This window comes from Amycolatopsis sp. EV170708-02-1, from assembly GCF_022479115.1.
GTDB lineage: Bacteria > Actinomycetota > Actinomycetes > Mycobacteriales > Pseudonocardiaceae > Amycolatopsis.
The window spans coordinates 6392186-6417399 of sequence record NZ_CP092497.1; the positions used below are offsets into that span (position 1 = coordinate 6392186).

Annotated in this window: 26 protein-coding genes and 1 pseudogene; 16 read left to right on the forward strand and 11 right to left on the reverse strand. The window is 69.3% G+C overall.

Annotation, left to right across the window (positions count from 1 at the left end; genetic code table 11):
- Positions 1–115: 115 nt before the first annotated feature.
- Entirely contained in the window at positions 116–976 is an 861-nt protein-coding gene (locus tag MJQ72_RS28970) for a putative RNA methyltransferase (protein ID WP_240594243.1), read from the forward strand.
- A complete protein-coding gene (locus tag MJQ72_RS28975) occupies positions 976–1590 on the forward strand; it encodes a (2Fe-2S)-binding protein (RefSeq protein ID WP_240594244.1) in 615 nt (204 codons plus the stop codon). Before MJQ72_RS28970 ends, MJQ72_RS28975 begins: the two co-directional genes overlap by 1 nt.
- A 582-nt stretch (positions 1591–2172) precedes the next feature.
- Here the strand turns inward: MJQ72_RS28975 and MJQ72_RS28980 are convergent.
- Positions 2173–2472 (reverse strand): helix-turn-helix transcriptional regulator, encoded by a 300-nt coding sequence (locus tag MJQ72_RS28980; protein WP_043848303.1) that lies wholly within the window; start codon positions 2470–2472, stop codon positions 2173–2175.
- Between the two features lie 347 nt (positions 2473–2819).
- On the opposite strand from MJQ72_RS28980, the gene MJQ72_RS28985 reads away from it, so the two are divergent.
- The 8 genes from MJQ72_RS28985 to MJQ72_RS29020 are packed head-to-tail and all read left to right on the forward strand — an operon-like array spanning position 2820 to position 10015.
- The gene (locus MJQ72_RS28985; RefSeq protein WP_240594245.1) at positions 2820–3632 is read left to right on the forward strand and encodes a hypothetical protein; all 813 of its coding nucleotides are present in this window, start codon (positions 2820–2822) and stop codon (positions 3630–3632) included.
- A complete protein-coding gene (locus MJQ72_RS28990; RefSeq protein ID WP_240594246.1) occupies positions 3616–4953 on the forward strand; it encodes a hypothetical protein in 1338 nt (445 codons plus the stop codon). Before MJQ72_RS28985 ends, MJQ72_RS28990 begins: the two co-directional genes overlap by 17 nt.
- The gene (locus MJQ72_RS28995) at positions 4950–5414 is read left to right on the forward strand and encodes a hypothetical protein (protein ID WP_240594247.1); all 465 of its coding nucleotides are present in this window, start codon (positions 4950–4952) and stop codon (positions 5412–5414) included. The genes MJQ72_RS28990 and MJQ72_RS28995 overlap by 4 nt, the downstream gene beginning before the upstream one ends.
- On the forward strand, positions 5411–6781 hold the full coding sequence (locus MJQ72_RS29000; RefSeq protein ID WP_240594248.1) for a hypothetical protein: 1371 nt from the start codon (positions 5411–5413) through the stop codon (positions 6779–6781). The genes MJQ72_RS28995 and MJQ72_RS29000 overlap by 4 nt, the downstream gene beginning before the upstream one ends.
- 24 nt (positions 6782–6805) lie before the next feature.
- The gene (locus MJQ72_RS29005) at positions 6806–7987 is read left to right on the forward strand and encodes a hypothetical protein (RefSeq protein WP_037342298.1); all 1182 of its coding nucleotides are present in this window, start codon (positions 6806–6808) and stop codon (positions 7985–7987) included.
- Positions 7988–8041: 54 nt separating this feature from the next.
- On the forward strand, positions 8042–9331 hold the full coding sequence (locus MJQ72_RS29010) for an O-acetylhomoserine aminocarboxypropyltransferase/cysteine synthase family protein (RefSeq protein ID WP_240594249.1): 1290 nt from the start codon (positions 8042–8044) through the stop codon (positions 9329–9331).
- Complete coding sequence (locus MJQ72_RS29015) at positions 9328–9804, forward strand: CoA-binding protein (protein ID WP_240594250.1); 477 nt, start codon at positions 9328–9330, stop codon at positions 9802–9804. Before MJQ72_RS29010 ends, MJQ72_RS29015 begins: the two co-directional genes overlap by 4 nt.
- 34 nt (positions 9805–9838) lie before the next feature.
- Positions 9839–10015: a hypothetical protein gene (locus tag MJQ72_RS29020; RefSeq protein WP_167337779.1), complete on the forward strand. Its 177-nt coding sequence runs from the start codon at positions 9839–9841 to the stop codon at positions 10013–10015.
- Here MJQ72_RS29020 and alc read toward each other — a convergent pair.
- Positions 10006–11018: pseudogene (alc, locus tag MJQ72_RS29025) on the reverse strand (allantoicase). The gene MJQ72_RS29020 and the pseudogene alc sit on opposite strands and share 10 nt — an antisense overlap.
- Position 11019: 1 nt before the next feature.
- Positions 11020–12348: an allantoinase AllB gene (gene allB / locus MJQ72_RS29030; protein WP_240594251.1), complete on the reverse strand. Its 1329-nt coding sequence runs from the start codon at positions 12346–12348 to the stop codon at positions 11020–11022.
- Positions 12349–12452: 104 nt separating this feature from the next.
- Between allB and MJQ72_RS29035 the strand changes: the two genes are divergently transcribed.
- Genes MJQ72_RS29035 through pucL form a run of 4 tightly spaced genes read left to right on the forward strand, consistent with a single transcriptional unit; the run spans position 12453 to position 14678 of the window.
- Entirely contained in the window at positions 12453–12929 is a 477-nt protein-coding gene (locus MJQ72_RS29035; protein ID WP_240594252.1) for a helix-turn-helix domain-containing protein, read from the forward strand.
- Between the two features lie 58 nt (positions 12930–12987).
- Entirely contained in the window at positions 12988–13479 is a 492-nt protein-coding gene (uraD, locus tag MJQ72_RS29040; protein ID WP_038509815.1) for a 2-oxo-4-hydroxy-4-carboxy-5-ureidoimidazoline decarboxylase, read from the forward strand.
- The gene (gene uraH / locus MJQ72_RS29045; protein ID WP_240594253.1) at positions 13476–13793 is read left to right on the forward strand and encodes a hydroxyisourate hydrolase; all 318 of its coding nucleotides are present in this window, start codon (positions 13476–13478) and stop codon (positions 13791–13793) included. The genes uraD and uraH overlap by 4 nt, the downstream gene beginning before the upstream one ends.
- A gap of 6 nt (positions 13794–13799) precedes the next feature.
- Entirely contained in the window at positions 13800–14678 is an 879-nt protein-coding gene (gene pucL / locus MJQ72_RS29050; protein WP_240594254.1) for a factor-independent urate hydroxylase, read from the forward strand.
- Here pucL and MJQ72_RS29055 read toward each other — a convergent pair.
- Positions 14675–16180 carry an alpha/beta hydrolase gene (locus MJQ72_RS29055; protein ID WP_240594255.1) on the reverse strand — a complete coding sequence of 502 codons (1506 nt, stop codon included), beginning with the start codon at positions 16178–16180 and terminating at the stop codon, positions 14675–14677. The genes pucL and MJQ72_RS29055 overlap by 4 nt on opposite strands.
- 151 nt (positions 16181–16331) lie before the next feature.
- On the opposite strand from MJQ72_RS29055, the gene MJQ72_RS29060 reads away from it, so the two are divergent.
- Both MJQ72_RS29060 and MJQ72_RS29065 read left to right on the forward strand, forming a co-directional pair.
- Positions 16332–16916, forward strand: coding sequence for a TetR/AcrR family transcriptional regulator (locus tag MJQ72_RS29060; RefSeq protein WP_240594256.1), 585 nt, complete (start codon positions 16332–16334; stop codon positions 16914–16916).
- Positions 16917–17018: 102 nt separating this feature from the next.
- The gene (locus MJQ72_RS29065) at positions 17019–17708 is read left to right on the forward strand and encodes a hypothetical protein (RefSeq protein ID WP_240594257.1); all 690 of its coding nucleotides are present in this window, start codon (positions 17019–17021) and stop codon (positions 17706–17708) included.
- 59 nt (positions 17709–17767) lie between these two features.
- Here MJQ72_RS29065 and MJQ72_RS29070 read toward each other — a convergent pair whose 3' ends face one another.
- The 7 genes from MJQ72_RS29070 to MJQ72_RS29100 are packed head-to-tail and all read right to left on the reverse strand — an operon-like array spanning position 17768 to position 25086.
- A complete protein-coding gene (locus MJQ72_RS29070) occupies positions 17768–18139 on the reverse strand; it encodes a gamma-glutamylcyclotransferase (protein WP_240594258.1) in 372 nt (123 codons plus the stop codon).
- Positions 18130–19572, reverse strand: coding sequence for an NCS2 family permease (locus MJQ72_RS29075; protein ID WP_240594259.1), 1443 nt, complete (start codon positions 19570–19572; stop codon positions 18130–18132). Before MJQ72_RS29075 ends, MJQ72_RS29070 begins: the two co-directional genes overlap by 10 nt.
- A gap of 33 nt (positions 19573–19605) precedes the next feature.
- Positions 19606–20100, reverse strand: a complete 495-nt coding sequence (locus MJQ72_RS29080; RefSeq protein ID WP_240594260.1) for a nucleoside deaminase — start codon at positions 20098–20100, stop codon at positions 19606–19608.
- A gap of 33 nt (positions 20101–20133) precedes the next feature.
- Positions 20134–22413: a xanthine dehydrogenase subunit D gene (pucD, locus tag MJQ72_RS29085; RefSeq protein ID WP_240594261.1), complete on the reverse strand. Its 2280-nt coding sequence runs from the start codon at positions 22411–22413 to the stop codon at positions 20134–20136.
- Entirely contained in the window at positions 22410–23759 is a 1350-nt protein-coding gene (locus tag MJQ72_RS29090) for an 8-oxoguanine deaminase (RefSeq protein WP_240594262.1), read from the reverse strand. The genes pucD and MJQ72_RS29090 overlap by 4 nt, the downstream gene beginning before the upstream one ends.
- Positions 23756–24226, reverse strand: a complete 471-nt coding sequence (locus MJQ72_RS29095; RefSeq protein ID WP_240594263.1) for a (2Fe-2S)-binding protein — start codon at positions 24224–24226, stop codon at positions 23756–23758. Before MJQ72_RS29095 ends, MJQ72_RS29090 begins: the two co-directional genes overlap by 4 nt.
- A complete protein-coding gene (locus tag MJQ72_RS29100) occupies positions 24217–25086 on the reverse strand; it encodes a xanthine dehydrogenase family protein subunit M (protein WP_240594264.1) in 870 nt (289 codons plus the stop codon). The genes MJQ72_RS29095 and MJQ72_RS29100 overlap by 10 nt, the downstream gene beginning before the upstream one ends.
- Positions 25087–25214 lie beyond the last annotated feature (128 nt).

Here is a 25214-nt window from a genome sequence, read left to right on the forward strand (position 1 = left end):
GGGCGGCGATTCAGGTTTCACCCGCGTGAACTGTCGGTACGGCGTTGTTACGGCCAGGTTTCCGGTGACCTGGTGCGTTCTGTCCGGTTGCGAAACCTCGTGGTCGAATAGGGCCATGAACGCGCGTGTATCCGGCCATGACCCTCTGCCACCGGCGATCGTCCGGTCGCTGCGGTGTTCGGTCTGCGGTGACCCGGTCGGGGTAAACGAGCGCACGGTGCGTTGCGGCCGGGGCCACTCGTTCGACGTGGCGAAGCAGGGTTACGTCAACCTTCTGCATGCACGCATCCCGGCGGGGACCGCGGACACGGCGCCGATGGTCGCGGCCCGTGTCGACCTTCTCTCGTCGGGCGTCTACTTGCCCCTCGCCGACGCCCTCGCGAAGGTGGCTTCGGAGCACGTCCAGGACGGGATGGTCATCGACGCCGGCGCGGGCACGGGGTACTACCTCGCACACGTGCTCGACGCCGTCCCCGACGCGTGCGGACTGGCGCTCGACGTCTCCGCCGTCGCCCTGCGCCGGGCCGCTCGCGCGCACGCGCGCGCGGGCGCGGCCGTGTGGAATCTCTGGGAGCCCTGGCCTGTGGCGGACTCGTGCGCGTCGCTGATCCTCAACGTCTTCGCGCCCCGCAACGCCCCGCAGTTCCACCGCGTCCTGACCGAGGACGGGCTGCTGGTCGTCGCGACACCGAACCCGGGTCACCTCCGGGAACTGGGCGACCTCGTGATCTCCGTCGACGGCGGCAAGGACGCGCGGCTGGAGGACACCCTCGGCGAACACTTCACCAGGGTGGACCGGCACGACGTCACCCTGCAGGTGACGCTGGCACCCGCCCAGATCCGCCAGGTGGTGGAGATGGGCCCGAGCGCACATCACCTCCACCGTGACGGCAGGCGTGAACGCCTCGACGCGATCACCGGACCGGTGGACGTCACCACTTCGTTCAGCGTGACGCTGTACCGGCCGGTGTCCTGATGGAGGCACCCGCGACCCTGCTCGCCGACGCCGCCTGGGTCAGCGCCCGCATCGGCGGCGCCGCGAAGCTCTACGGCTGCTCCCGGCCGGAGGTGCTCGGCACGATCTGGTGGTACTCGCTCTCCTCCGTCCTCGTCGCGCCCTCGGTGGAATCACTCGTTCGCGGCGAGCCCTTGGATCCGTCACTCGACGCCGTCACGATCGACCTCGTCCCGGACGGCCGCTTCACCGGCGCCCGATCGTCACGGCTCCTCGCCGGCGGCCTCGCCGAACTCGGTGACGCGTTCGCCGGGACGCTGGGCACGGCGATCGGCACGATTTCGGCCGTCACCGGGGCGAATCCGCGGGCGCTGGGCGCGATCGCCACGGATTCGATCGGCAACCGCCTGCTGTGGACCGGCGACACCGAACGAGCGATCGCGCTGGCGGCGCCGCTCGTCGCCGCGATCGGGCTCGGGCTGCCGGAGCCGCGTTTCTCCAGGGTCGGGCGGAACACCGTGGTGCGGCGTGCTTCCTGTTGCCTGATCTACGAGGCGGGCAATCCGAAGTGCACCAGTTGCCCCCGGCAGACGCCCGCGGAACGGGAGCGGCGGCTTCGAGCCGCACTCGGGTAGTGCGCGGTTTCTTTTGCGCGACAAGGGGAAAACGGGTAAGTCAGGTCGGGAAGAAAAGGGCATTCATCTCGCCGGCGGGACCGGAAGGCGGCCGGGCGGGGTGGTCGTGAGTGGCGATTCGCGTTCTGGTGGACCGGTATTCCCCTACCCGCGGGATTCCGCTTTGTCCCGGTGTCCGGAATCCTCCCCACTCGGCTGTGAGCCGGGGGATCGCGTATGAGCTTGATCAACGGAGGATCGGGGACGTCGAGTGTCCCCGATCCTCCGTTGATCAAGCTTCGAGGCCGGTCGACGATGGAGGAATCGGGACACTGAACGTCCCGATTCCTCCATCGTCGGCACCCTGCACGCCGAGCGGCCGCACCAGTCACGCGATCGGGCGATTCGAGCGTGGAGGATTCGGGGCACTCGACGTCCCGAATCCTCCACACTCGACCGTGCCGCGACGAGCTTCCGGCTCGTCGAAATCCGGGACCAGCGGAGCCGTCGCCGCTAAACGTTCCAGCCCTAATCGGCCAACCCGGCCCGCACTTCGGCCCGCCGACGCGGTTCTGTGACCAATGGGGCCCATGTGACCTCGCCTCATCCGGCGGCGAGATTCTCACCGGTCAGCGCCGCCACCATCGCGGCCCGGGAGCCGACCCCCAGTTTGGTGAAGATCCGGCGCATATGCGCGGAAACCGTGTTCAAGCTGATTTCCAGCACGCCGGCGATCTGCTTGTTCGTATAGCCGCGGCCGACCATGCGCGCCACCTCGTGTTCGCGCGGGCTGAGCAGGTCGTGCGGCTCCGGGGCCACCGGGACGAGCAGGCATCTGACGCCGTGCTCGGTGACGTCGAGCAGCGGCTTCCGCTGCACGGAGCCCCCGTCGTTCAGTTCCATGACACGTCTGACGAGTGATCTCGCCAAATTTCGTACGGCTTCGTCCTCCGTGACGACCGTCGCCCGCTGCCGCGCGAGGTCGTGTATCGATGAAGCAGGAAATCCCATCACCGGGCTCGTGGACATAGACCGGCCTCCCCCCTCTAGGTCTCCCTCCCTCTCTAGCAAACCCCTCCGACAGGAAAAGCGCATCGTCGGTTTGTGTGACAAGTACGAACTAGTCGATTCATGTCACGCAAGAACGTGTGACTACCGATGCGCACGGTGCACGGGCAGGGTCGGATCCGTGCTCACCGACGCACCGCGCCGGCGATCGCGGATTTTCACCGGAGCAGAGGAGAACGGTTATGAGCCGTGGCTATGCGGCAGTGGACGGCGAGCTGGAAGACGAGCTGAGCCGTGAACTCGAGGCCGAGTTCGAAAACGAACTCGAAGACGAACTGGAAGGCGAATTCGAGGACGAGGACGAGTTCGAAGACGAGCTCGGCGGCCTGGCCCGTGAGCTCGAAGACGAGCTGGAGGACGAGGTCTACGGCGAGTACGAGGACGAAGACGAATTCGAGTCCGAGTTCGAGGCCGTCGTCCGCGAACTCGAGGACGAGTTCGAACTGGAATCCGAGGACGAGGACTTCACGCATCCGGCCCGGCGGGTCTATCCCGACGCCGAGATGATGGCGCAGCTGGCCTTCCAGGCGGAGAACGCCGAGACCGAGGACGAGGCGGAGGCCTTCCTCGGCGCGCTCGCGCCGCTGGCGTTCCAGGCGGCGAAATGGGCGGCGCCGAAGATCATCAAACACGGTCCGCAGCTGATCCGCGGCGCGGTCAACCTCGGGCGCAAGCTGTGGCGGAACCCGGCGACCCGCCGCGCCGTCCGGCATATCCCGAAGATCATCGGCCGCACCGCGCGCGACGTCGGGCGCCGGTACGCCGACGGCCGCCCGATCAACGCCCGGTACATCACGCGCAGGCTGGTCGGCCACACCGTGAACAGCGCGCAGAACGCGCCCGCGAACCGCCGGAACCAGCAGCAGCGCCGTCGCGGCCGTCCCCAGCAGCGCCGTCGTCGCCCCGCCGCCCGCGGCGGGCGCCGGACACAGTCCCGGGCCCGGGCGGGCGCCGCCCGTCGTGGCAAGGCGCGCGGCCGTGCGCGCCGCCGTTGAGGCACCGCCCGCGGCATCCGGTGAATCGGCCTCGTCCACCGGATTCCGGCGGGCGAGGCCGTCCAGGGACCTGACGGCCTGGGTCCTGTCCCAGGCCACCAACGTGGAACGGCATCTGGAGGCGCTGCGGCCGTTCCGCTGGTCGGAGTTCGGCGACCCGGCCACCGGCCCGAGCCGGGCGCATCTCGCGGCGGTCAACCGGACGATGGCGACCTTGCGGAAGCCGTTGTACTCCGCGACCCGTGCGGTCCGCCGTGCCGCGGACGAGGCGGTGGCGCGGCCGGAGCGGGCCGAGCTGGCCCGGCTGCTGCGGGCGAAGTCACGGGCACAGCGCTGGGTCAGGACCACCGAAGGGGTCTGGGACTTCTACCTCGACCTGTTCAACCAGCGGCAAGGCGCGTTCGCCCCCTGGCTGGTGGCGTGCGACCGGGTGGCACTCGACTGCTACCAGTACGCCTATCTGGGGGTCGGGCGATGGCGGTCGATCCCGACCCCGCCACCGTTCTGCTATCTGCGCACCGGATCCGGCCCGGCCACCTCACGCCGCGGGATCCCCTTGCGGCGGCTGGGGAACCGGCTGAACCCCTTCCCGCTGATCCAGCTCCCGTACCACCGGCTGGTGAACCCGTGGACGCTCGGCGCGGTCCTGCACGAGGTGAGTCACAACCTGCAGAACGACCTCGGCATCGCGAGGGCGATCCCGCTCCAGGTGGCGGCGAGGCTCGTCGAAGCCGGGGTGCCGCGGGAGGTGACCGGCATCTGGGTCAGGTGGAACCGGGAGACGTTCGCCGACCTGTCCGCGTTGCTGCTGGGCGGCCCGGCGGTCGTCGGTTCGCTGTTCGACGTCATCGGGCGCACCGAGCTCGAAACGACGGGATTCACCCCGCGCGCGGTGCACCCGGTGCCGTACCTCCGCGCGAAGATCTCGGTGGAACTGTTGCGCCGCATGGGTTTCACCCGGCACGCGGAGTCGTACGAGGCGATATGGCACAAGCTGTACCCGCGGGCGAAGCTGGTGAACGCGCCGCCGGCGCTGCTGCGGACGGCGGACAAGGCGATCCCCGTGGTGGTGGACGCGATGTGCTTCACCTCGTTCCCGTCGCTGGGGCACCGTCCCCTGGCGAAGGTGCTGCGGTTCGAAGCCAAGGAACAGGCGATGATCGAAGAAGCCGCGGAAAGGCTGGCCGACGGGGTGTCCCCCGGCGTGGTGCCGGAACGGTTCCTGATCGGCGCGGTCCGGTTCGCGCTCGACGAGCGGATGGCTCCGCCGAAACGGCTTTCCGGCTTCTTCATGGAAGAGCTCGGCAGGAGGGCGAGATGACGCTCGACATCGAATTCTCCCGGCTGGGCAAGGAAGTGAACCAGGTGGCCGCGTGCTGGCGGGCCTTGGAGATCAGTGTCGCCGAAGACCGGCCGTCCGGCGTCGGGCTCGCCGCGGCGGATCATCTCGCCGAGGTCGTCCTGGACGGCACCGGGGAGGTCGAGGCGGCCACACGTGCGACACAACGCCCGGTGAGCGCGGAGTCGTTGCACACCACGGCGTCGTCGCTGCTGAACCTGCGGCGGCGGGTGGACGGGCAGTGCCGTTCGCACCACGCGGTCTCCGGGCTGCTGCGCGCGGTGCACGGGCGGGAACAGGAATGGCGGGGCTGGGCGAAGAGCTTCCACGCCGGAGTGGACCACTGCGCCGCCGCCTTGTCCTCGGCGGAGGACGCGATGGTGCGGTGCTGGCGTGAAGCAGTGGAACTGGCCGAATTCAAGGGATGTGGGGCGACCCGATGACGATCAACGACGACCGCGGCGCGACGTTGCCGCGCGCACAGGACATCGACAGCGCGTATCCGCTGTCGACCGGGCAGTACCCACCGCCGGCGGCGGCACCCGGCAAACTCGCCGAACAGACGATCAGCGACATGCTCGGCTGGAAGTGGCGTGACGGCGACACGAAAGGTTTCGTGGCCGCGCTCACCGGGAGCTTCGAGCTGAAAGAGGTCCAGGGGCGCACCGAGGCGAAATGGACTCCGCGCGGGTACGCGATCCAGGCCGATCTCGGCGCCGTCACCGGCGGCCAGGCCTCGCTCGCGGCCAGGGCCAGGAGCGCCGTCAAGGACTCGCTGGCGCTGCTCGATTCGCTCCGTCCACTGAGGACGGACGCGGATCCCGAGAACGCGGAGGGTTTCCGCGCCCTCGTCCGGCACGACCTCGAACAGATCCGGCAGGAGCTGGAGAGCCCGCTGATCCGCGTGGCGCGGGTCGATCAGCTCTTCCTGCTGCTGCTCGGGAACGGCGGCCTCGCGGTCGGCGCCGGAGACCGTACCCAAGGCCACCTCGGCCAGCTGCGGGACGAGTTCGGCCTGGTGTCGGGCAAGGTCAACACGATCGAAGAGGAGCGGATCCAGACCTCCTTCATCACGCTGACGGATTGGGTGGTCTCGTTGTTCAGGGGCTGGCAGGACGCACGCGACAAGATCGACCCGTTCTCGCAGCCGGCCGGCGGCCAGCCGTTCTTCGGTCCCGCCGTGGTCGCCCTCTCCCGGCTGCTGTCCGCGACCGCGTCGCAGGTCGACGAGGTCGTCGCGATGCTGCGGTCGGTGTTCGTCCAGCAGGAGGACCTCGAAGTGCTCCGCGTCCCCGATCCGCAGGGCGGGACGATGTCGCTCGGCGGGCTACTGCGGTGGATCCGCGAGTTCGCCACCTTCGAGGGCGGCAAGCTGATCGAGTCGGCGGGCAAGGAGGGTGTCGGCACGTCGTTCCTCCAGATCGCGGTGCGGCTTCAGCGGATCGTGGCGAACCTCCCCCGGCAGAGCACCGGCGGTTCCAACGGCGATGTGCCGGGCAACTTCCGCGCGTCGCTTCCCCCGGGGTTCTTCAGCTCCCGTGTGCAGCGGGCCATCGACGAACTCGACGACCACCTCCAGGAGGTCGTCCGGATCGCCGAGCCGATCGGGCGGGACGGCTCGCCGTCGTCGTCCGAGCCGAACCCGCCCGCGCCGCCCACCCCGCAGCTCACGCCGCCGCCCGGCCGGACGCCGGCGGTGCCCTCGGTCGCCGAGCTCCGCGAGGGGCACGGCGCCGGGGAAGGCCAGCCACCACCCGAGGCGGAGGAACCGCCGAAACCCCGGACCACGCGCAAGCGGCCCGGGCAGTAGCCGGACCCGTACGGGAGGAAGACGATGGGCACGGAAAAGGAATACCGGGAACTCTTCGACCGGGTCGCGGCCTTGCGCGGGCAGGTCGCCGGGAAGCTCGCGAACGAACTGGGCAGCGACCCGAAACTCGGCGACGCGGTCCTCAAACAGCTGGACGACATGCTCACCGCGGTCGAGGCCGAGCAGCGGGGCAAACCAGGACCCGCGGACGGCGGGATCGCGCAGCTCGTCGGGCTCGGCGACGGTTCGGCCGCGGACCTCGGCGCGACGGCGATGCCGCCGGGGGTCGACGCCTACGACGAGACCGTCGCCTCGGAACGGGTCATCGCGGTCGGCGACCTGTACTACCTGTACCAGCACGAACGGATCGGCGTGTTCCGCGTGGTGCAGAAGCTGCAGGAGCTGTTCCAGGGCGGCGCCATCCGGCTTTCGGACGGCCCCGGCGCGTTCGGGCTGTACCGGTTCGACCGGCGGGACGTCCTGCGCTACACCCGGCGGGACCGCGTCAGCGCGTATCGGCGTGTGCTCGGCTACGGCAAGGGGCTCGGCTCCGCGAACTCACGGCCGAACACCGATTTCCACCAGCTGTTCACGCAGTTCAGCAACCAGGTGGCCTTGTTCTGGCGGGACAAGCGGATCTCCGACGTCGTCCGCGAACGCGCGTACGACCCGAGTTTCGGCAGTGTGGCCGTCGTCCGGCGCAGCGGTCTCGACCTGCGGAACAACCTGAAGTTCACCTCGTACGGCCATCTGAACGTGCTGCGGGTCGAGGTCATGCAACTGCTGACCGAGGCGTTCAAGATCCTCGGTTCGGAGGACGTGCTGGACCTGTTCGGCGCGGCCAACGCGTGGGACACCGTGGACGAGGTGCTGATCCGCTACTTCGATCAGCGGCTGGTGTCCTCGCCGCGTCAGCGGATGGCGGTCACCGGACGTCAGGTGCTGCGCTGGCTCGCGGCCCCGCACATCCTGGAGACCACCCGTTCGGAGTTCGAGGCGCTGCTGCTCGAAATCGCGGAGCCCGCCGAAGAGTGGCTGACCTCGGCTCAGTCCCTGCGGCTGGCCGACCGGACGAACTCGCGGGAGGTCCTGCCGGTCGATCGGCACCGGCCGGCCGGGGTCGCGGTGTCCCGTGAACCGCGTCCGGTGACCCCGCGCCGGAACGGTCACCGTCCCGGCACCGTGATCACCCTGGACCGCAAGTAGCCACGGGCTGGGAACGATGGTCACGGGGTGGGACGCGAGGTAGCGTCGGGCGCGATGAGTGAACGCACCTGGGGCTTCCGCACCCGCGCCCTGCACGCGGGCGGGACGCCCGACCCGGCGACCGGCGCCCGCGCCGTGCCCATCTACCAGACCACGAGCTTCGTCTTCGAGGACGCGGCCGACGCGGCGAACCTGTTCGCGCTGCAGAAGTACGGCAACATCTACAGCCGCATCGGCAACCCGACGGTCGCGGCCTTCGAGGAGCGCTTGGCCAGCCTCGAAGGCGCGATCGGCGGGGTCGCCACCAGCAGCGGTCAGGCGGCGGAGTTCCTGACGTTCTCCGCCCTCGCCGAGGCGGGCGACCACATCGTCTCGGCGGGCGGGCTCTACGGCGGCACGGTCACGCAACTCACCGGCACGCTGCGCCGCTTCGGTATCGAGACCACCTTCGTCAGCGGAGACCGCGTCGAGGACTACGCGGCCGCCATCACCGACCGGACGAAGCTGATCTTCACCGAGGTCATCGGCAATCCCGGCGGCGGCATCGCCGACATCGCCGGGCTGGCGGAGCTCGCGCACGCGCACGACATCCCGTTGGTCGTCGACGCCACCCTGGCGACGCCGTACCTGTGCCGCCCGATCGAGCACGGCGCGGACATCGTGCTGCATTCGGCCACGAAGTTCCTCGGCGGGCACGGGACCACGCTGGGCGGGGTGGTCGTCGAGTCCGGGAAGTTCGACTGGGGCAACGGGAAGTTCCCCCGGATGACCGAGACCGTCGAGAGCTACGGCGGCCTGAAGTACTGGGAGAACTTCGGCGAGTACGCGTTCTGCACCCGGCTCCGCGCCGAGCAGTTGCGGGACATCGGCGCCGTCCTCTCGCCACACTCGGCCTTCCTCCTGCTGCAAGGGGTCGAGACGCTGCCGCAGCGGATGGACGCCCACGTCGCCAACGCGCGAGCCGTCGCGGAGTACCTCGCGAACGACAGCCGGGTGGCCTGGGTGAACTACGCGGGCCTGCCGGATCATCCGCACCACGAGCGCGCGAAGAAGTATCTGCCCACCGGGCCGGGCGCCGTGTTCTCCTTCGGCGTCGACGGTGGCCGCGCGGCAGGCGAGACGTTCGTGAACTCCGTCGAGCTGCTGTCGCATCTGGCGAACGTCGGGGACGCGCGGACACTGGTCATCCACCCGGCGTCCACCACCCATCAGCAGCTCTCCGAGGATCAGCTGCGTTCGGCCGGGGTGGGCGCGGACCTGATCCGCCTGTCGGTCGGGCTGGAGGACGTCGACGACATCCTGTGGGATCTCGATCAGGCGCTCGGGAAGGCGGTGGCGGGATGACCTACGACGTCGGCGCGGTCGAACGCCGCCGCATCCTTTCGCGCACGAGGTCGGTGACCATCGTCGGTGCCTCGGACAACCCGGCGAGGCCGAGCTATTTCGTCGCCACGTACCTGCTCTCCTCCAGCAAGTACGAGGTCAACTTCGTGAACCCGCGCCTGGACGGGCTCCTCGGGCGGCCGGTGTATCCGTCACTGGCCGACGTGCCCGGCGAGACCGACCTGGTCAGCGTGTTCCGCAAGCACGACGACCTCCCCGGCGTCGCCGAGGAGGTCGTCAAGGCCGGAGCGCGGACGCTCTGGCTTCAGCTGGGCCTGTGGCACGAGCCTGTCGCCGACCTCGCTAAGGAGGCAGGGCTCGACGTGGTGATGAACCGCTGCGTCAAGATCGAGCACGCCCGGTTCGCCGGTGGGCTCCACCTCGCCGGTTTCAACACCGGTGTGATCAGCTCCCGTCGCCAGTCCGCCCCCTGACCAGGGCCGCCGCGGCCCGTGAGAGGGTGGCGGCATGGCCAAACCGACGCCGCTGCAGATCAGGAACATCGTCATGGCACTGCTCATGGCGGGTGCCCTGGTGTGGAACCTGTCCATCGGCGGCGCTTGGTGGCTCACCGCGATCTTCTCGGTCGGCATCGTCCTCTCGTTGTTCTCCGCGTACCTGAACCGGCGCGACGCTCAGTCCTGAGCCGCCTCGAAACGCGAAGCGAGATCCGCGCGTCCTCGCTCGGAAAGCGCGCCGAAGAGACGTAGGCGCGCCATCCCGCCGTCGGGATAGATGTCGAGACTTCGGTCACCTCGGGTCCCGCGGTGAGGGCGAACCGGTGCCGCGTGTCCGGCTGCAACCGCGTCCTGGGCAGCAGTTCGACCCACTCGCCGTCACCGTCCCGGCCGCTCAGCGCCGCCCAGCCCGGCGCGTTGCCCTTGAGATTGCTGTTGTCGAACTCGGCGAACCGGACGACACCCGCGCCGGCGAGCCGCACCGTGACCCAGTCGTTCCCGTCGTCCCGGCGCCGGGCGGTCTCCCAGCCCTCGGCCTGATGCGCGGCGAGCCCCGGCGAGAAGAGGTTGTTGGGCGAGGAATAGAACATGTTGCTGCAGCCGGTGACCACCGCGCCGTTCTCCAGCGCGGCGAGGTCGAGCGCGCCGAGGTCGAGCAGGCGCGGATCCGGGATGGGTGTGCCGTGCACGCGCAGCCGGGCCACGCCGCCGTCCGGATGCATGGTCAGCCGGACGTGCGTGTAGCGCTTGCTCCCGCCGATCTCGAAGAAGTTCTCCGTGTGCCCCGCCGCCGCGCCTCGTTTCACCAGCACGTCCCAGTCCGCTTCGGACAGTTCGGCGGCGTTGGGATAGCCGTCGACGGCGCAGGCCTCGACCGAGATGAACGGCGGGTAGTTGCCCTTGAAGAAGGCGGTGTCCACGATGACGCCGGTGATCGCGCCCGCCAGGCCGAGCCGGAGCACCGCCTGGTCGTCGCCGGGCTCGCGGTGCCGCCGGGTCTCCCAGCCGTCGTAGACCTGGCCCTTGGGGCCGAAGGTCTCCGTCTGGTGCGCGGGCACCCAGGGGTTGACCAGGTTCTCCTTCTCGGCGAACAACTCGTCCGTCGCCCACATCACGGTCCCGCCGAACTTGCGCGAGGCCAGGTCGGGCAGGGCTGTCCACTCAGGACGGTCGTTCACGGCATCCTCCATCTCAGCAGTCACCCCGGCTCAGCAGAACGCCTGCCGGGTCTTCACCGGTGATCTCCTCGCCCCGCAACCAGGTGCTCCGGACGACGCCGGCCAGGGGCCGTCCGTGGTAGGCGCTGACCGGGTTGCGGTGCTTCAATTTCGCGACGTCGACCACGAAAGCCTCGTCGGGCGCGAACACGCTGAAGTCGGCGTCGTAGCCCGGCGCGAGATGTCCCTTGCGGCGCATCCCCGCCTGCGCGGCCGGATGTTCCGCCATCCAGCGGACGACGTCGGTGAGCGCGAACCCGCGCTGCCGCGCCTGGGTCCAGACGGCGGGCAGGCCCAGTTGCAACCCCGCGATCCCGCCCCAGGCGAGTCCGAAATCGCCGCTGTCGAAGCGTTTCAGCTCGGGCGTGCACGGCGAATGATCGGTCACCACGCAGTCGATGACGCCGTCCGCGAGCCCCTTCCACAGCAGTTCGCGGTTCCCGGCTTCGCGGATCGGCGGGCAGCATTTGAACTGCGTGGCGCCGTCTCCGATCTCCTCCGCGGTGAAACTCAGGTAGTGCGGGCAGGTCTCGGCGGTCAGCCGGACGCCGTCGCGCCGCGCGCTCTCGACCATCGGCAGCGCGTCCGAAGAGGACAGATGCAGGATGTGCGCGCGGACGCCGGTCTTCCTGGCCAGCTCGATGACCTGCGCGATCGCCACGTTCTCGGCGCCGCGCGGACGCGAGTGCAGGAAGTCTTCGTACTTCTCGCCGTGCGGGTCGGGCGCGTGATCGATCGCGTCGGAGTCCTCCGCGTGCACGATGATCATGCCGTCGAAGGTCCGCAGTTCGGTCATCGCCTCTTCGAGCCCGCGCGCGTCCAGCGGCGGGAACTCGTCGACGCCGGAATGCAACAGGAAGGACTTGAAGCCGAAGACCCCGGCCTCGTGCAGGCCGCGCAGCTCCGCGAGATTGCCGGGGATCGCGCCGCCCCAGAACCCGACGTCGACGTGCACCCGGCCCTCGGCGGTCTTCCGCTTCACCTCCAGCGACGCGACGTCGACCGTCGGCGGCAGGCTGTTCAGCGGCATGTCCACGATCGTGGTGACCCCGCCCGCCGCGGCCGCGCGGGTCGCCGAGGCGAACCCCTCCCATTCGGTGCGGCCAGGGTCGTTGACGTGCACATGGGTATCGACGAGTCCCGGCAGCAGGACAACGTCCTCGCCGAGTTCGAGTACCCGATCGCCGTCCAGATCGGCTCCGGCGGGCTCCACCGCGACGATGCGGCCGCCGTCGACACCGAGGGTCGCGGGTACCTCTCCGGCGGCCGTCACGACTCGGGCGGCTTTGATCACCAAGTCCATCTCAAGCCTCCAACTTCCACTGAGTGGAATCGAGGTTTCGCACTCCGACATTAACTCCGGCCACCCTGCTCGTCAACGAGCCCAGGCGGCGCTACCTTCGCTTCGTGCAGTTAGAAGCCGAGTTCACCAGCGAACCGTTCCATGGCGAGGGTCCGCCACCCGAGCACGCCGTCAAAGCCCGCGACACCGCGGAAGACGCGGGCCTGTCCGCCGACTTCGGCCCGCTCGGCACCCTCGTCCGCGGCGACGCCGACGCCCTCCTCGACGCGCTCCCCGCCATCGCCAGGGCGGCGCTGGACGGCGGCGCGACCCGCGTGACCCTCCAGCTCCGGCAGGTCGGCGACGACAAGGGCGAACCCGCGGTCGAACTGCACAGCGCCCTCGCCCGGCTCATCGGCGACGTCGAACGCGAACTCGGCGGCAAACTCGACACCCTCGACCGCGCCGCCAAGCAGCGCGCGGTGCGGCTGCTCAAGGAACGCGGCGCGTTCGGCCTCCGCAAGTCGGTGTCGACCGTCGCCGAGGCACTGGGGGTCACGAGGTTCACGGTCTACAACTACCTCAACCGGGACCAAGACTGAAGAGCAGATTCAACAAAATGTTGACGACGGCGGAAGCGTCGCCGTACCGTCAGTTCCCGTGCCGCTCACCATTCGAGAGTTCAACGAGGCTCCCGCACAGGACGTCCGGCCGGCGCTGACCGCCTGCCTCGACGTCCCGCGCTGGGTGGAAACCCTGCTGGCCAGGCGCCCGTACGCCGATCTCGCCGCACTGCTGGCCGCGTCCGAGGCGCTCACCCCGTTGCGTCCCGAAGAGGTCCGGCGCGCCATGGCCGCCCATCCCCGGATCGGGGAGAAAGCGGGCGGCCAGAGCACCGAAGCGGGCTGGTCGCGCTCCGAACAGTCCGGTGTGGACGGTGACGCGGCACGCGAGTTCGCCGCGGCCAACGCCGAATACGAAGCGACGTTCGGGCACGTCTTCCTGGTCTGCGCGAGCGGCCGGAGCGGCGCCGAACTGCTGGAGAACCTGCGTTCGAGGCTGTCGAACGATCCGGAGAAGGAACTCGAAGTGGCCGGTCAAGAGCTGGCCAAGATCGCCGCGCTGCGGCTGGAGAAGGCGGTGACGGCATGAGCCTCGTGACCACGCACATCCTCGACACCGCCGCGGGACGGCCCGCCGCGGACGTCGGCGTCCGGCTCGAAACCGGCGCGGGCGAACCCGTCGCCGAAGGGCGGACCGACGCCGACGGCCGGATCCGCGACCTCGGCCCGGACACCCTGGAACCCGGGGTGTACCGGCTGGTCTTCGACACCGGCGCCTACCTCGGCCCGGACTCCTTCTTCCCCGAAGTCACCCTGACCTTCCGCATCGCCGACGGGACCGAGCACCACCACGTGCCGTTGCTGCTGAGCCCGTTCGCCTATTCCACCTATCGAGGGAGCTGATCGCCCGTGGCCATCACCCTGGGCCCCAACCAGTACGGCAAGGCCGAAGTCCGGCTCGTCACCGTCCAGCGCGAAGGCACCGTCCACCACCTCAAGGACCTCACCGTTTCGACGTCGCTTCGCGGCGACCTCGCGGCGACGCACCTCACCGGCGACAACGCCGACGTCGTCGCGACCGACACCCAGAAGAACACCGTCTACGCCTTCGCCAAGGAAGCCCCGGTCGGCGAGATCGAGGACTTCGCGCTGCGGCTCGGACGCCATTTCGTCGGCTCGTTCGAGCACATCACCGGCGCCCGGATCCTCATCGACGAACACGGCTGGAACCGCATCTCCGGCCACGACCACGCGTTCTCCCAGGCGGGCAGCGAGAAGCGGACGACCGCCGTGACCGTCCAGGGTGATCAGGCCTGGGTGGTGTCCGGTTTGGACGATCTCGTAGTGCTCAAGTCGACCGGCTCGGAGTTCCACGGTTTCCCCCGCGACGAGTACACGACGCTGGCCGAGACGAACGACCGGATCCTCGCCACCGCCGTGACCGCCCGCTGGCGCTACCAGGGCGACGGGATCGACTGGGCCACGAGCCACGCGGAGATCCGGCGGATCCTGCTGGAGACCTTCGCGGACAAGCACAGCCTCTCCCTGCAGCAGACGCTGTACGCGATGGGAGAGGCTGTGCTCAAGGAACGCGAAGAGGTCGCCGAAGTCCGGCTGTCACTGCCGAACAAGCACCACTTCCTGGTGGACCTCTCACCGTTCGGGCTGAAGAACGACAACGAGGTCTTCTACGCCGCCGACCGCCCGTACGGCTTGATCGAGGGTGTCGTCCTCCGGGACGACGCCGAGGACGCCGGTCTCGCCTGGCACACCCTCGCCGCCTTCTAGGGCACCGGCAGCGGCATACCGGGGACGCTCTGGTCGGCGGGGACGACCCCGTCGACCAGGTAGGCGTTCACGATCTCGTCCAGCTTCGGGTTCCCGTCCGCGTAGAGCCCGTGGTCGCCCTCACCGGTCACGGTCAGCATGCGCGAGTTCGCGAACCCCGCGTGCGCCTTCCGGGCACCCTCGATCGCCGTGGCCGGGTCGTGCTCGGAGTGCACGATCAGCACCGGCGGAACCCCCTTGCCGTCCATCTTGGGCAGCGGGCGCGGCTCCTTGTCCCAGAACAGGCAGACCGAGGCGTTCAGCGTGCCTCCGCCCGCCAAGAGCAGGCCGCGGTCCAGGTTCCGTTGCGAAGCGCGGATCAGCGACTCGCGGGTGCCGATGAAACGTCCTTCGCCGCAGAGGGTGTTCCAGAACGTGGCGTCCTGCGCGTCGGGGTGGTCACCCGCCGCCTCGACGGCGGCCTCGGCCTCGGCCCTGGCCTGCGGATTCTCCATCGCGTCCCGGATCTTGACCAGCAGATCGGCCAGCGCCGGGAAGGTCGCCTTCTTGTAGAGCATGTAGATGATGGAGGTGTCGAGTTCCATCGGCCCGCTCCCGTTCAGCGGGTTGCGGGACAAGGCGTAGCGGACGCGCTCGTAGGTCTGCCGGACCTCTTCGCCGTTGGTGCCGAAGTGGTACTTCGCGTCGTACCGCGCCATCCAGGGCAGGAAGTCCTGCCGCCAGCGCCGCTCGAAACCGACCGGCTGCCGGTCGAACGTCTTCTGCCAGTCCGTGGTGAACTCCGTCGAGGAGTCCAGCACGAACCGCCCGGTCCGCTGCGGGAACTGCTGGGCGTAATGCGCGCCCAGCCAGGTGCCGCCCGAATACCCGACCCAGTTGATCTTCTCGCGGCCGAGCAGGTCGCGGAGCAGATCGAAATCCCTGATCGTCTGGTACGTGGTGATCAGCGGCCCGAGTTCGCCGCCGGCGCTCTGGCAGGACCTGGCCACGTGTTCGGCGTTGGCCAGGATCTGGTTCAGATTGCGCGGATCACGGTCGCGCGGATCCAGCTCCCTGATCAGTCCGGCGGTGCCCCGGCAGGTGACGTTCGTGCTCTTGCCGGTCCCGCGGACGTCGATACCGATGATGTCCTGGTGCTCGCGCAGTTTCTCCTGCCCGCGGAACATCGTCGGCTGCCAGCGCCCGGCACCGCCCGGCCCGCCCGGGTTGGTGAGCAGCGAGGCCGTCGACGTCCCGGTGGCCTTCAGCCTGCTGACGGCGATGGTCAGGTCCTGCCGCTCGTCCGCGCGATCCCAGTCCCGGGGTGTGCGGAACGTCGAGCATTCGAGCCCGCTGATGTCGGTGCCCGGCGGCAACGAGATCAGCTCCGATTCGGCACAGGGATGCCACGCCAGCTCCTGGCCGGCGTAGTGAGCCGGGACGCCCGCCGAAGCCGGTGTGGCTCCGGCGAGCAACCCGCCCACGATCACCGGGAGCATCCCGATGGCCGATAGCCGTTTCATGTTCTTCCCCCTTCTTTCCTTGGATTCCCCACGGCTCACGACGCTAGGGCCGGGCACACCGCGCGAACATCGACCGCAGGTAGCGCCGGAAGGTGAACCAAGGATCGAGGGACGGCTAGATCCACGGACGCGTTTGATAGAACGCTCTATCATGGGGAGCGTGACTGGAACGCGGGAACGCATCGTGAACGCCGGCGCCGAGCTGCTCCGGCGCAACGGGTACACCGGCACCGGGGTGAAGCAGATCGTCGAGGCGGCGAACGCGCCCTTCGGCTCGCTGTACCACTTCTTCCCCGGCGGCAAGGAACAGCTCGGCGAGGAGGTCATCCGCACCTCGGGGATGATGTACCTCGCGCTGTTCGAGATCTTCTTCGCCGACGAGCCGGACCTGATCCACGGTATCGAGGCCTGTTTCGCCAGCGCCGCCGAGACGCTGAAGGCGACCGACTACGCCGACGCGTGCCCCATCGCGACGGTCGCGTTGGAGGTCGCCAGCACCAACGAGAAACTCCGGATCGCGACGGCCGACGTCTTCACGGCGTGGATCGAGACCGGGACGGAGAAACTGGGCAAGTACGGCCTCGAACCCGCGGCCGCGCGGCGGCTCACGATCGCTCTGGTGAACAGCCTCGAAGGAGCGTTCGTGTTGAGCCGTTCGCTGCGTGACACCGAAGCGCTCGAGGTGGCGAGGGCGTCGTCCGTGGCCTTCGCGCGAACGCTGCTCCCCGATGCGTGAAGCACCGACGGCGGGCTTCTGAACACAGGGATTTCCCCGCAACGGACGACGGCTTCGGGCCGACCTAGCCGTCGCCAACACCGGAATCCGTTTGGGGAGCCCATGATCATCAGGAAGCTCGTGATCGGCACCATCGCCGCGGCCGCGCTGCTCACCGCGGGCGCGATACCCGCGACCGCCGCCGAGGTGCAGCCGTCCACCCTGACCGCGACCACCAGCACCACGCAGATCGACGCCGGGAAGACCGTCACGATCTCCGGGAAACTCACCAAGGCCGACGCCACCCCGATCGCGGGCGCCGAGGTGGGCATCTCGTTCTGCTTCAACGGCTTCTGCGGCGAGGCCCAGGCCAAGCCGGTCACCGACGCCGCGGGTGCCTATAGCGCGACGCTGACCCCGATCCGCACCGGCAACTACCGCGCCGACTTCTTCTCCACCGACCCGACGATCGCGAACTCGGGCGCCGACACCGCGAAGATCGTCGTGCTCCACCCGGCGAAGATCACGTCGTTCGCGGCGGGGCGGGACGCGGCCAAGGCCGTGACCGGCTCCGGCACGATCGAGTTCCCCGGCCGGTACACCGCGAACCCCATCCCGGTCGAGCTCCAGTACTTCTCGTTCAGCACCTACCGCTGGACCACGGCGGCGACGGTCACCGCCACCTGGAACGGCACCACCTGGGCCTTCGCGGCTTCGGCCGAGCACCGTAAGCCCGGCGCCTGGCGGGCCTTCTACGCGGGCTCGCCCGAGATGTTCCACTCCGCGGCGAGCGACCTCGTCTTCGTGCTCTGACGTTCCGTGAAGGCCTCCTTGAGGGACCCTGGGTCCCTCAAGGAGGCCTTCACGGAACGCTAGCGGGACGCGAGATACGCCCGCCAGTCCCCCACCGCGGAGATGTCCGTCAGCTCCGGAGAGTCCACATAGGACGAACGCAGGACGGTGGCGAGACAGGCCGCGCCGTCCTCCAGTTCGATGACGCCCAGCTCCAGTTCCGGCGGTTCGGCGGGGACGAGATGGTCCCGCAGGACCGTGAGCGGCAGGTCGTAGACCTCGCCCACGACGGAGGCGGAGCCGCCTTCGTGCATCGCCGGGAACCGGTCGCCCACGGAGTAGTAGTGGTACTTGGGCGCGGACCGGGCCACGCAGCACAACGGCGCGCCCTGCAACTGTTCGTGCAGCGGTCCGCCGCGCATCCCGCCGCCGTTGAGGAACATCAGAACCACGACATGATCCCTTCGATCCCGAAGTACACCCCGAACACCGCGGCCAGGATCCCGAGGATCCAGCCGATCTCGCAGATCTTGCCCTTGCAGATCTTGATCAGCACGTAGGCGACCAGCCCGGCGCCGATCCCGTTGGTGATCGAGTAGGTGAACGGGATCAGCGCGATGGTCAGGAACACCGGGATCGCGAAATCCAGGTCCTGCCATGGGATCCGGCGGCACTGCGCCATCATCATCCCGCCGATGACCACCAGCGCGGGCGCCGCGGCCTGTGCCGGGACGATGGCCGCGATCGGCGTCAGGAACAGCGTCGCGGTGAACAACCCGCCGGTGACGATGCTCGCCAGCCCGGTCCGCGCGCCTTCGCCGACGCCTGCCGCCGATTCGAGGAACACGGTGTTCGGCGCCGATCCGGTGACGCCGCCCGCCAGCGCGCCCGCGCCGTCGACCAGCAGGATGCGGCCCATCCCTTCGACCTTGCCGTTCTTGACCAGCCCGGCCTCTTCGGAGACCGACGTGATGGTGCCCATCGCGTCGAAGAACCCGGAAAGCACCAGCGTGAACAGGAACACCGCCGCCGTCACCGCGCCCGCAGAACCGAATCCGCCGAAGAGATCGATGTCGCCCAGGAGGCTGAAGTCGGGATGCGCCACCACCTGGTCGGGCACCTTGGGTTCGACCAGGCCCCAGCCTTCGACGTGGAACACGCTGTTGACCAGCACGGCGAGCCCGGTCGCGACCGCGATGCTGATCAGCACCGCGCCCGGCACCCCGCGGCTCACGAGCACGATCATCAGCAGCAGCCCGAGGCAGAAGATCGCGATCGGCCAGCCTTCGAGGTGGCCGGCGATCCCCATCCGCACCGGCACCGTCGACTGCGCCGAATCCGGTGTCCTGGTCACGAATCCGGCGCTGACCAGGCCGACCAGGGCGATGTAGAGCCCGATGCCGACGGTGATCGCGACCTTGAGCGCCATCGGGATCGCGTTGATGATCCGTTCACGGACCCCGGAAACGGCCATCAGCACGATGCAGAAGCCTTCGAGGACGACGAGCCCGAAGGCCTGCGCCCACGTCATCGCCGGAGCCATCTGGAAGGCGACGACACCGTTCACGCCGAGCCCCGCCGCGAGCGCCAGCGGCGCGTTGCCGACCAGGCCCATCAGGATCGTGGTGACACCCGCCGCCAGCGCGGTCGCGGTGGTGATCGCCTCGGTGGTCAGTTTCGCGCCGGTGATGTCGGCCGACGCGCCGAGGATGAGCGGGTTGAGCAGCACGATGTAACACATCGCGACGAACGTGGTGATCCCGCCGCGCACCTCGCGGCCGATCGTGCTGCCGCGATGGGAGATCTTGAACCATCGGTCGAGCCCGGACAGCCGCCTCGGCTCGGACGAGGGCAGGTGGGGACGCTCAGTACCTAATTGGGTCATGCCTACTCCACAACGTTGTGGGGCGGGAAGAGACTAGTAGGCCTTCTTGTCGGGTTTCGACAGCCAGGCCTGGAAAGGCGCGAAGGAGTCCGGAAGGGACAGTTGGCCGACGGGTAGTGACCAGGTCTCGCGCGGGCGGGAAAAGAGGTCGTAGAACTCGCGGTCGTCGAAGCCCGCCTCGGCCGCGTCGTGGCGGTCCGCGGCGTAGACGACCTTGCCGACACGCGCCCAGAGCGCGGCGGAAAGGCAGAGCGGGCAAGGCTCGCAGGAGGTCACGAGGACGCAGCCGTCGAGTTTGTAGTCGCCGATCGCCCGGCAGGCCGCGCGGATCGCGACCACCTCGGCGTGCGCCGTCGGGTCCAGTGTCGGGGTCACCTGGTTGGTCCCGGTGGCCAGCACCGAGCCGTCACGGACGATCATCGCGCCGAACGGACCACCGCCGCTTTCGACGTTCGCGGTGGCCAGCTGGACGGCTTCGGCGAGCCATTTCTGCTCGTCGGACTCCGAAATGGACAGACGGGTACCCACGGATGTGCTCCTAGCTCGGAAAAGTACGGATTCTCAGGTGCCGGTGAGGTGTTCGGGACGCACCGGGACACGGGGCAGCGCGAGCCCGGTGGCCGCGCGGATGGCCGCGACGATCGCCGGGGTGGACGAGATCGTCGGCGGTTCGCCGACCCCGCGCAGACCATACGGGGCGTTGGGGTCGGGCCGTTCGAGGACGTCGATGTCCATCGGCGGCATGTCCAGCACGGTCGGGATCAGGTAGTCGGTGAACGACGGGTTGCGGATCTTCCCGCCGTCGGTCTGGATCTCCTCCATCACCGCGAGCCCGAGCCCCTGCGCGGAGCCGCCCTGGATCTGGCCGAGCACCGCCTGCGGGTTCAGTGCCTTGCCGACGTCCTGTGCGCAGTCGAGCGCAACGACCTTGATCAGGCCGAGTTCGGTGTCGACGTCCACGACCGCGCGGTGTGCCGCGAAGCCGTACTGGACGTGCGCGTTTCCTTGCCCTGTCTCGGGGTCGATGGGCACCGTCGGCCGATGACGCCATTCCACGGTCTCGTCGAACACCTCGTCGCCGAGGACGTCGGCGAGGTCCGCGAGCACACTGCCGTCGGCCGAGACGACCTTGTTCGCGACGACGTTCAGCTTCCCGTCCGCGGCGAGTTTGCCGGCCAAGTGCTTGTGCAGCCCCGAACGCACCGCGACGCACGCGGCCTGCACGGCGCCGCCGGTGACGTAACTCTGCCGGGAGGCCGATGTCGAACCACCGTTGCCGATATTGGTGTCCATCGGCAGGATGGTCACCTGCTCGATGCCGAGTTCGGTCCGCACGATCTGCTGCATGATCGTGACCAGTCCCTGGCCGACCTCGCAGGCCGCGGTGTGCACGGTCGCCGCGGGTTCGCCGCCGACGAGCTGCAGCCGCACGCGGGCGGTCGAGTAGTCGTCGAAACCCTCGGAGAAGCAGATGTTCTTGATGCCGACCGCGTATCCGACGCCCCGTACAACACCTTCGCCGTGCGTGGTGTTGGAGACGCCGCCGGGCATGCGGCGCAGGTCGAGTTCCTCGTGTGCGACAGGCAGCGGCTTGGCGCGCAGGCGTTCCAGCAGTTCGGCGACCGGAGCGGCGGAGTCGACGATCTGACCGGTCGGCATGACACTGCCCTCGGCCATGGCGTTGCGGATCCGGATGTCGACCGGGTCGATCCCGCACGCCTCGGCGAGTTTGTCCATCTGGGACTCGTACGCGAATCCCGCCTGCACCGCGCCGAAACCACGCATCGCACCGCACGGCGGATTGTTGGTGTACACGCCCCAGCAATCTACCGAAGCACTGTCCACATTATACGGACCGACACCGAGCGTGGCCGCGTTCGCCACGACCGCGCCGGTGGACGAAGCGTACGCGCCACCGTCCAGGTACAGCTTCGCCCGGACGTAGACGAGGCGGCCGTCCTTGTCGGCACCGTGCTCGTAGTACATCTTCGCCGGGTGGCGGTGCACGTGACCGTAGAAGGATTCCTCGCGGTTGTAGACCATCTTGACCGGCTTGCCGGTGTGCAGCGCCAGCAGACACGCGTGGACCTGGATCGACAGGTCCTCACGGCCACCGAACGCGCCGCCGACCCCGCCGAGCGTCAGCCGGACCTTGTCCTTGGGCAGGCCCAGCGCGGCGACGATCTGCTGCTGGTCGACGTGGAGCCATTGCGTGGCGACGTACAGATCGACTCCGCCTTCGGTGTCCGGGATCGCCATACCCGACTCCGGCCCGAGGAAGGCCTGGTCCTGCATGCCGACCTCGTAGACGCCGGACACCACGACGTCGGCCTTCACCGACTGGTCACCGTGGCGGATCTTGGCGTACCGCACGACGTTCCCGCCGGGGTGCAGCTCGGCACCCTCGCCGGCGGCGGCCTTCTCGGAATCCGTCACCGGCTCCAAGACCTCGTAGGAGACCTTGATCCGCTTCATCGCGCGGCGTGCGGTCTCGGGGTGGTCCGCGGCGACGAGCGCGACGGGCTCGCCCTGGTAGCGCACGACGTCGACGGCGAGCACCGGCTGATCCGCGTGCTCCAGGCCGTACTTGTTCACGCCCGGCACGTCTTCATGGGTCAGCACCGCGTACACCCCTTGCACGGCGAGGGCTTCGGTGATGTCGATACCGGTGATCCGCGCGTACGGATGCGGGCTGCGCAGCGTCGCGCCCCACAACATGTCCTCGTGCCACAGATCCGATGAGTAGGCGAACTCGCCACGGACCTTGACCGTGCCGTCGGGCCGTCGGGGGCTCGCCCCCACGCCGTTCTCGGTCTGCTTGGAGACTTCGGTGGTGGTCATACCGTCTCCCTCAGCCGCGCACTGGCCACGGCCAGCTCACGGGCGATCTCGTCTTCGGATTCCTCGCGCAGCGTTCCGCCCTCGACGACGGGCGCGCCGCCGACGTACAGCCGCTCGACCGGCGGCGTCGTGCCGAGCACCAGGGCGGCGACCGGATCGGTGATCCCGGCGTAGTTCAGGCCGTTCAGATTCCAGACCGCGAGGTCGGCGAGCTTGCCGACCTCGATCGAGCCCAGGTCCTTCTGCCTGCCGAGGCAGCGCGCGCCGCCCATCGTGCCCATCCACAGCGCTTCCCGCGTGGTCAGCCCGCGCGGTCCGCCGCGCTGCCGCGCCTGCAGCAGCGCCTGGTGCAGTTCCTCGCCGAGGCCACCGGATTCGTTGGACGCCGCGCCATCGGCGCCGAGCCCGACCGGCACGCCGGCGTCGAGCAGCTGCCGGACCGGGGCGATCCCGGCACCGATCCGCCCGTTGGACGTCGGGCAATGCGCCGCGCCGGTCCCGGTGGCGCCCATCCGCCGGATGGCCTCCGGGGCGAGGTGGATCGAATGCGCGAGCCAGACGTCGTCCGCGAGCCAGCCGAGTTTGTCGGCGTATTCGGCCGGGGTGCAGCCGACTTCGGCGAGGCACTGCTTCTCCTCGTCGACCGTCTCGGCGAGATGCGTGTGGAGCCGGACGCCCTTGCGGCGCGCCAAGTCCGCCGCACCGGTCATCAGCCGCTCGCTCACCGAGAACGGCGAACACGGGCCGGCCGCGATCTGCAGATGCGCGCCGGCGGAGGCGTCGTGGAACCGCTCGATCGCGGCCTCGGTGCCGAGCAGCGCGGCCTCGGTCTCCTCGACGAGGTTGTCCGGCGGGAGCCCGCCCTGGGACTCGCCCCGGTCCATCGAGCCACGCACGACGTGCAGGCGCACGCCGACCCGGATCCGGGCGGCGGCGAGGGCTTCGACCTGGTCGCCGCCGTCACGCGGGAAGACGTAGTGGTGGTCGGCGACCGTGGTGCAGCCGGTGGTCGCGAGCCGGGTGAGCCCGGCCGTGGCCGCCGCGTGAGTGATCCCGGCGTCGAGCCTGCCCCAGACCGGGTACAGCGCGACCAGCCATTCGAACAGCGTGTGGTCGGCGGCGAGGCCGCGCGTAGCCCACTGGTAGAGGTGGTGGTGGGTGTTGATCAGGCCGGGGGTGACCAGGCAGCCGGAGCCGTCGACGCGTTCGTCGTACTCGCCGTCGGGCGCCTTCCCGCCGCCGACCGCAGCGATGCGGTCGTTCTCGATGACGACGTGGCCCGAGGCGTGCTCAGTGCCCGCACCGTCGACGGTGGCGATCGCGGCGTTCTCGATGACGGTCTTCACGCGGTCTCCCCCCTGGCCGCGGCCAGCCGGACGGCGTCGAGGATCTTCTCGTATCCGGTACACCGGCAGAGGTTCCCCGCCAGCGCCTCGCGGATCTCCTCGTCGGCGGGGTTCTCGACCCGGTTGAGCAGATCGTGCGCGGCCACCACGAGGCCGGGGGTGCAGAAGCCACATTGGACGGCACCGGCGTCCACAAAGGACTGCTGGACCCGGTCGAGCTTGTCGCCCTCGGCGAGCCCCTCGACCGTGCGGACCTCGCGGCCCTCGACCTGACCGGCCGCGACCAGGCACGAACACACCGGGACGTCGTCGAGGTACACCGTGCAGGAACCGCATTCGCCCTGTTCACAGGCGTTCTTGGAGCCCGGGAGGCCGAGCCGTTCGCGGAGCACGTACAGCAGGCTTTCGCCCTCCCAGACGTCGTCGGCCTGGCGGGACTCGCCGTTGATCGTCACGTTCACGCGCACTCGCGTTCACCCTTCTGGAAGTCGTTCCACGCCCAGGTCAGCGTCCGCCGCGCCAGGACGGACAACGCGTGTTTGCGGTAGTCGGCGCTGCCGCGGACGTCGTCGATCGGCGACGCCGCCTCCGACACCAGCTCGCCGAACCGGCGTTTGACGGAATCCGTGAGCGACGCCTTGGTGGACCACGGAAGTTCGCCGCCGAGGTACTCCTCCGCCGCGGTCGCGCGCCGCGGGGTCGGCGCCGCCGAGCCGACCGCGGCGCGGATCTCGCGGGTGTCGAGATGCAGCGCCAGCGCGAACGAGCAGACCGCGATGACCATCGCGTTGCGCGTCCCGACCTTGGCGAACTGCTGCGGCCCGGCCTCGGCGGGAAGATGCACCGCGGTGATCAGCTCGTCGGGTTCGAGGGCGTTGCGCTTGACGCCGAGATAGAACTCCTCGGCCGGAATCAGCCGTGTCCCGCGTACCGACGCGGCCTCGACTTCGGCACCGAGCACGAGCAGCACGGGATGCGTGTCACCGGCGGGCGAGGCGGCGCCGAGATTGCCGCCGACGGTGCCTCGGTTGCGGATCTGGGGCGAGCCGACGGTGCGCGAAGCCATCGCCAGCGCGGGCAGAACTTCACCCAGCTCAGCGATCACCCGGACGTAGGGCACCGAGGCGCCGAGGCGGATCTTGCCGTCGGATTCGGTCCACTCGGCGAGTTCGGTGACGCGGTTGAGGTCGAGCAGCGCGCCGGGGCGGCGGTGGTCGAAGTTGAGCTCCACCATGACGTCCGTACCGCCCGCGATGGGCACCGCGTCGGGTCGCTCGGCCTTGACGGCGAGCGCCTCGGTCAGCGAGCTGGGGCGCAGGAAATCCACTCTCGGCTCCTCGGTTCGGCGGCGTTGTGTGACGGCTGACTCAGTAGACGCCCTGCGCCCATACGGCGGCAACGGTGCCGAAGCATGAAATCTCCCCTGCACGCGCCGGTCGTTTTGTGCTTTCCTAC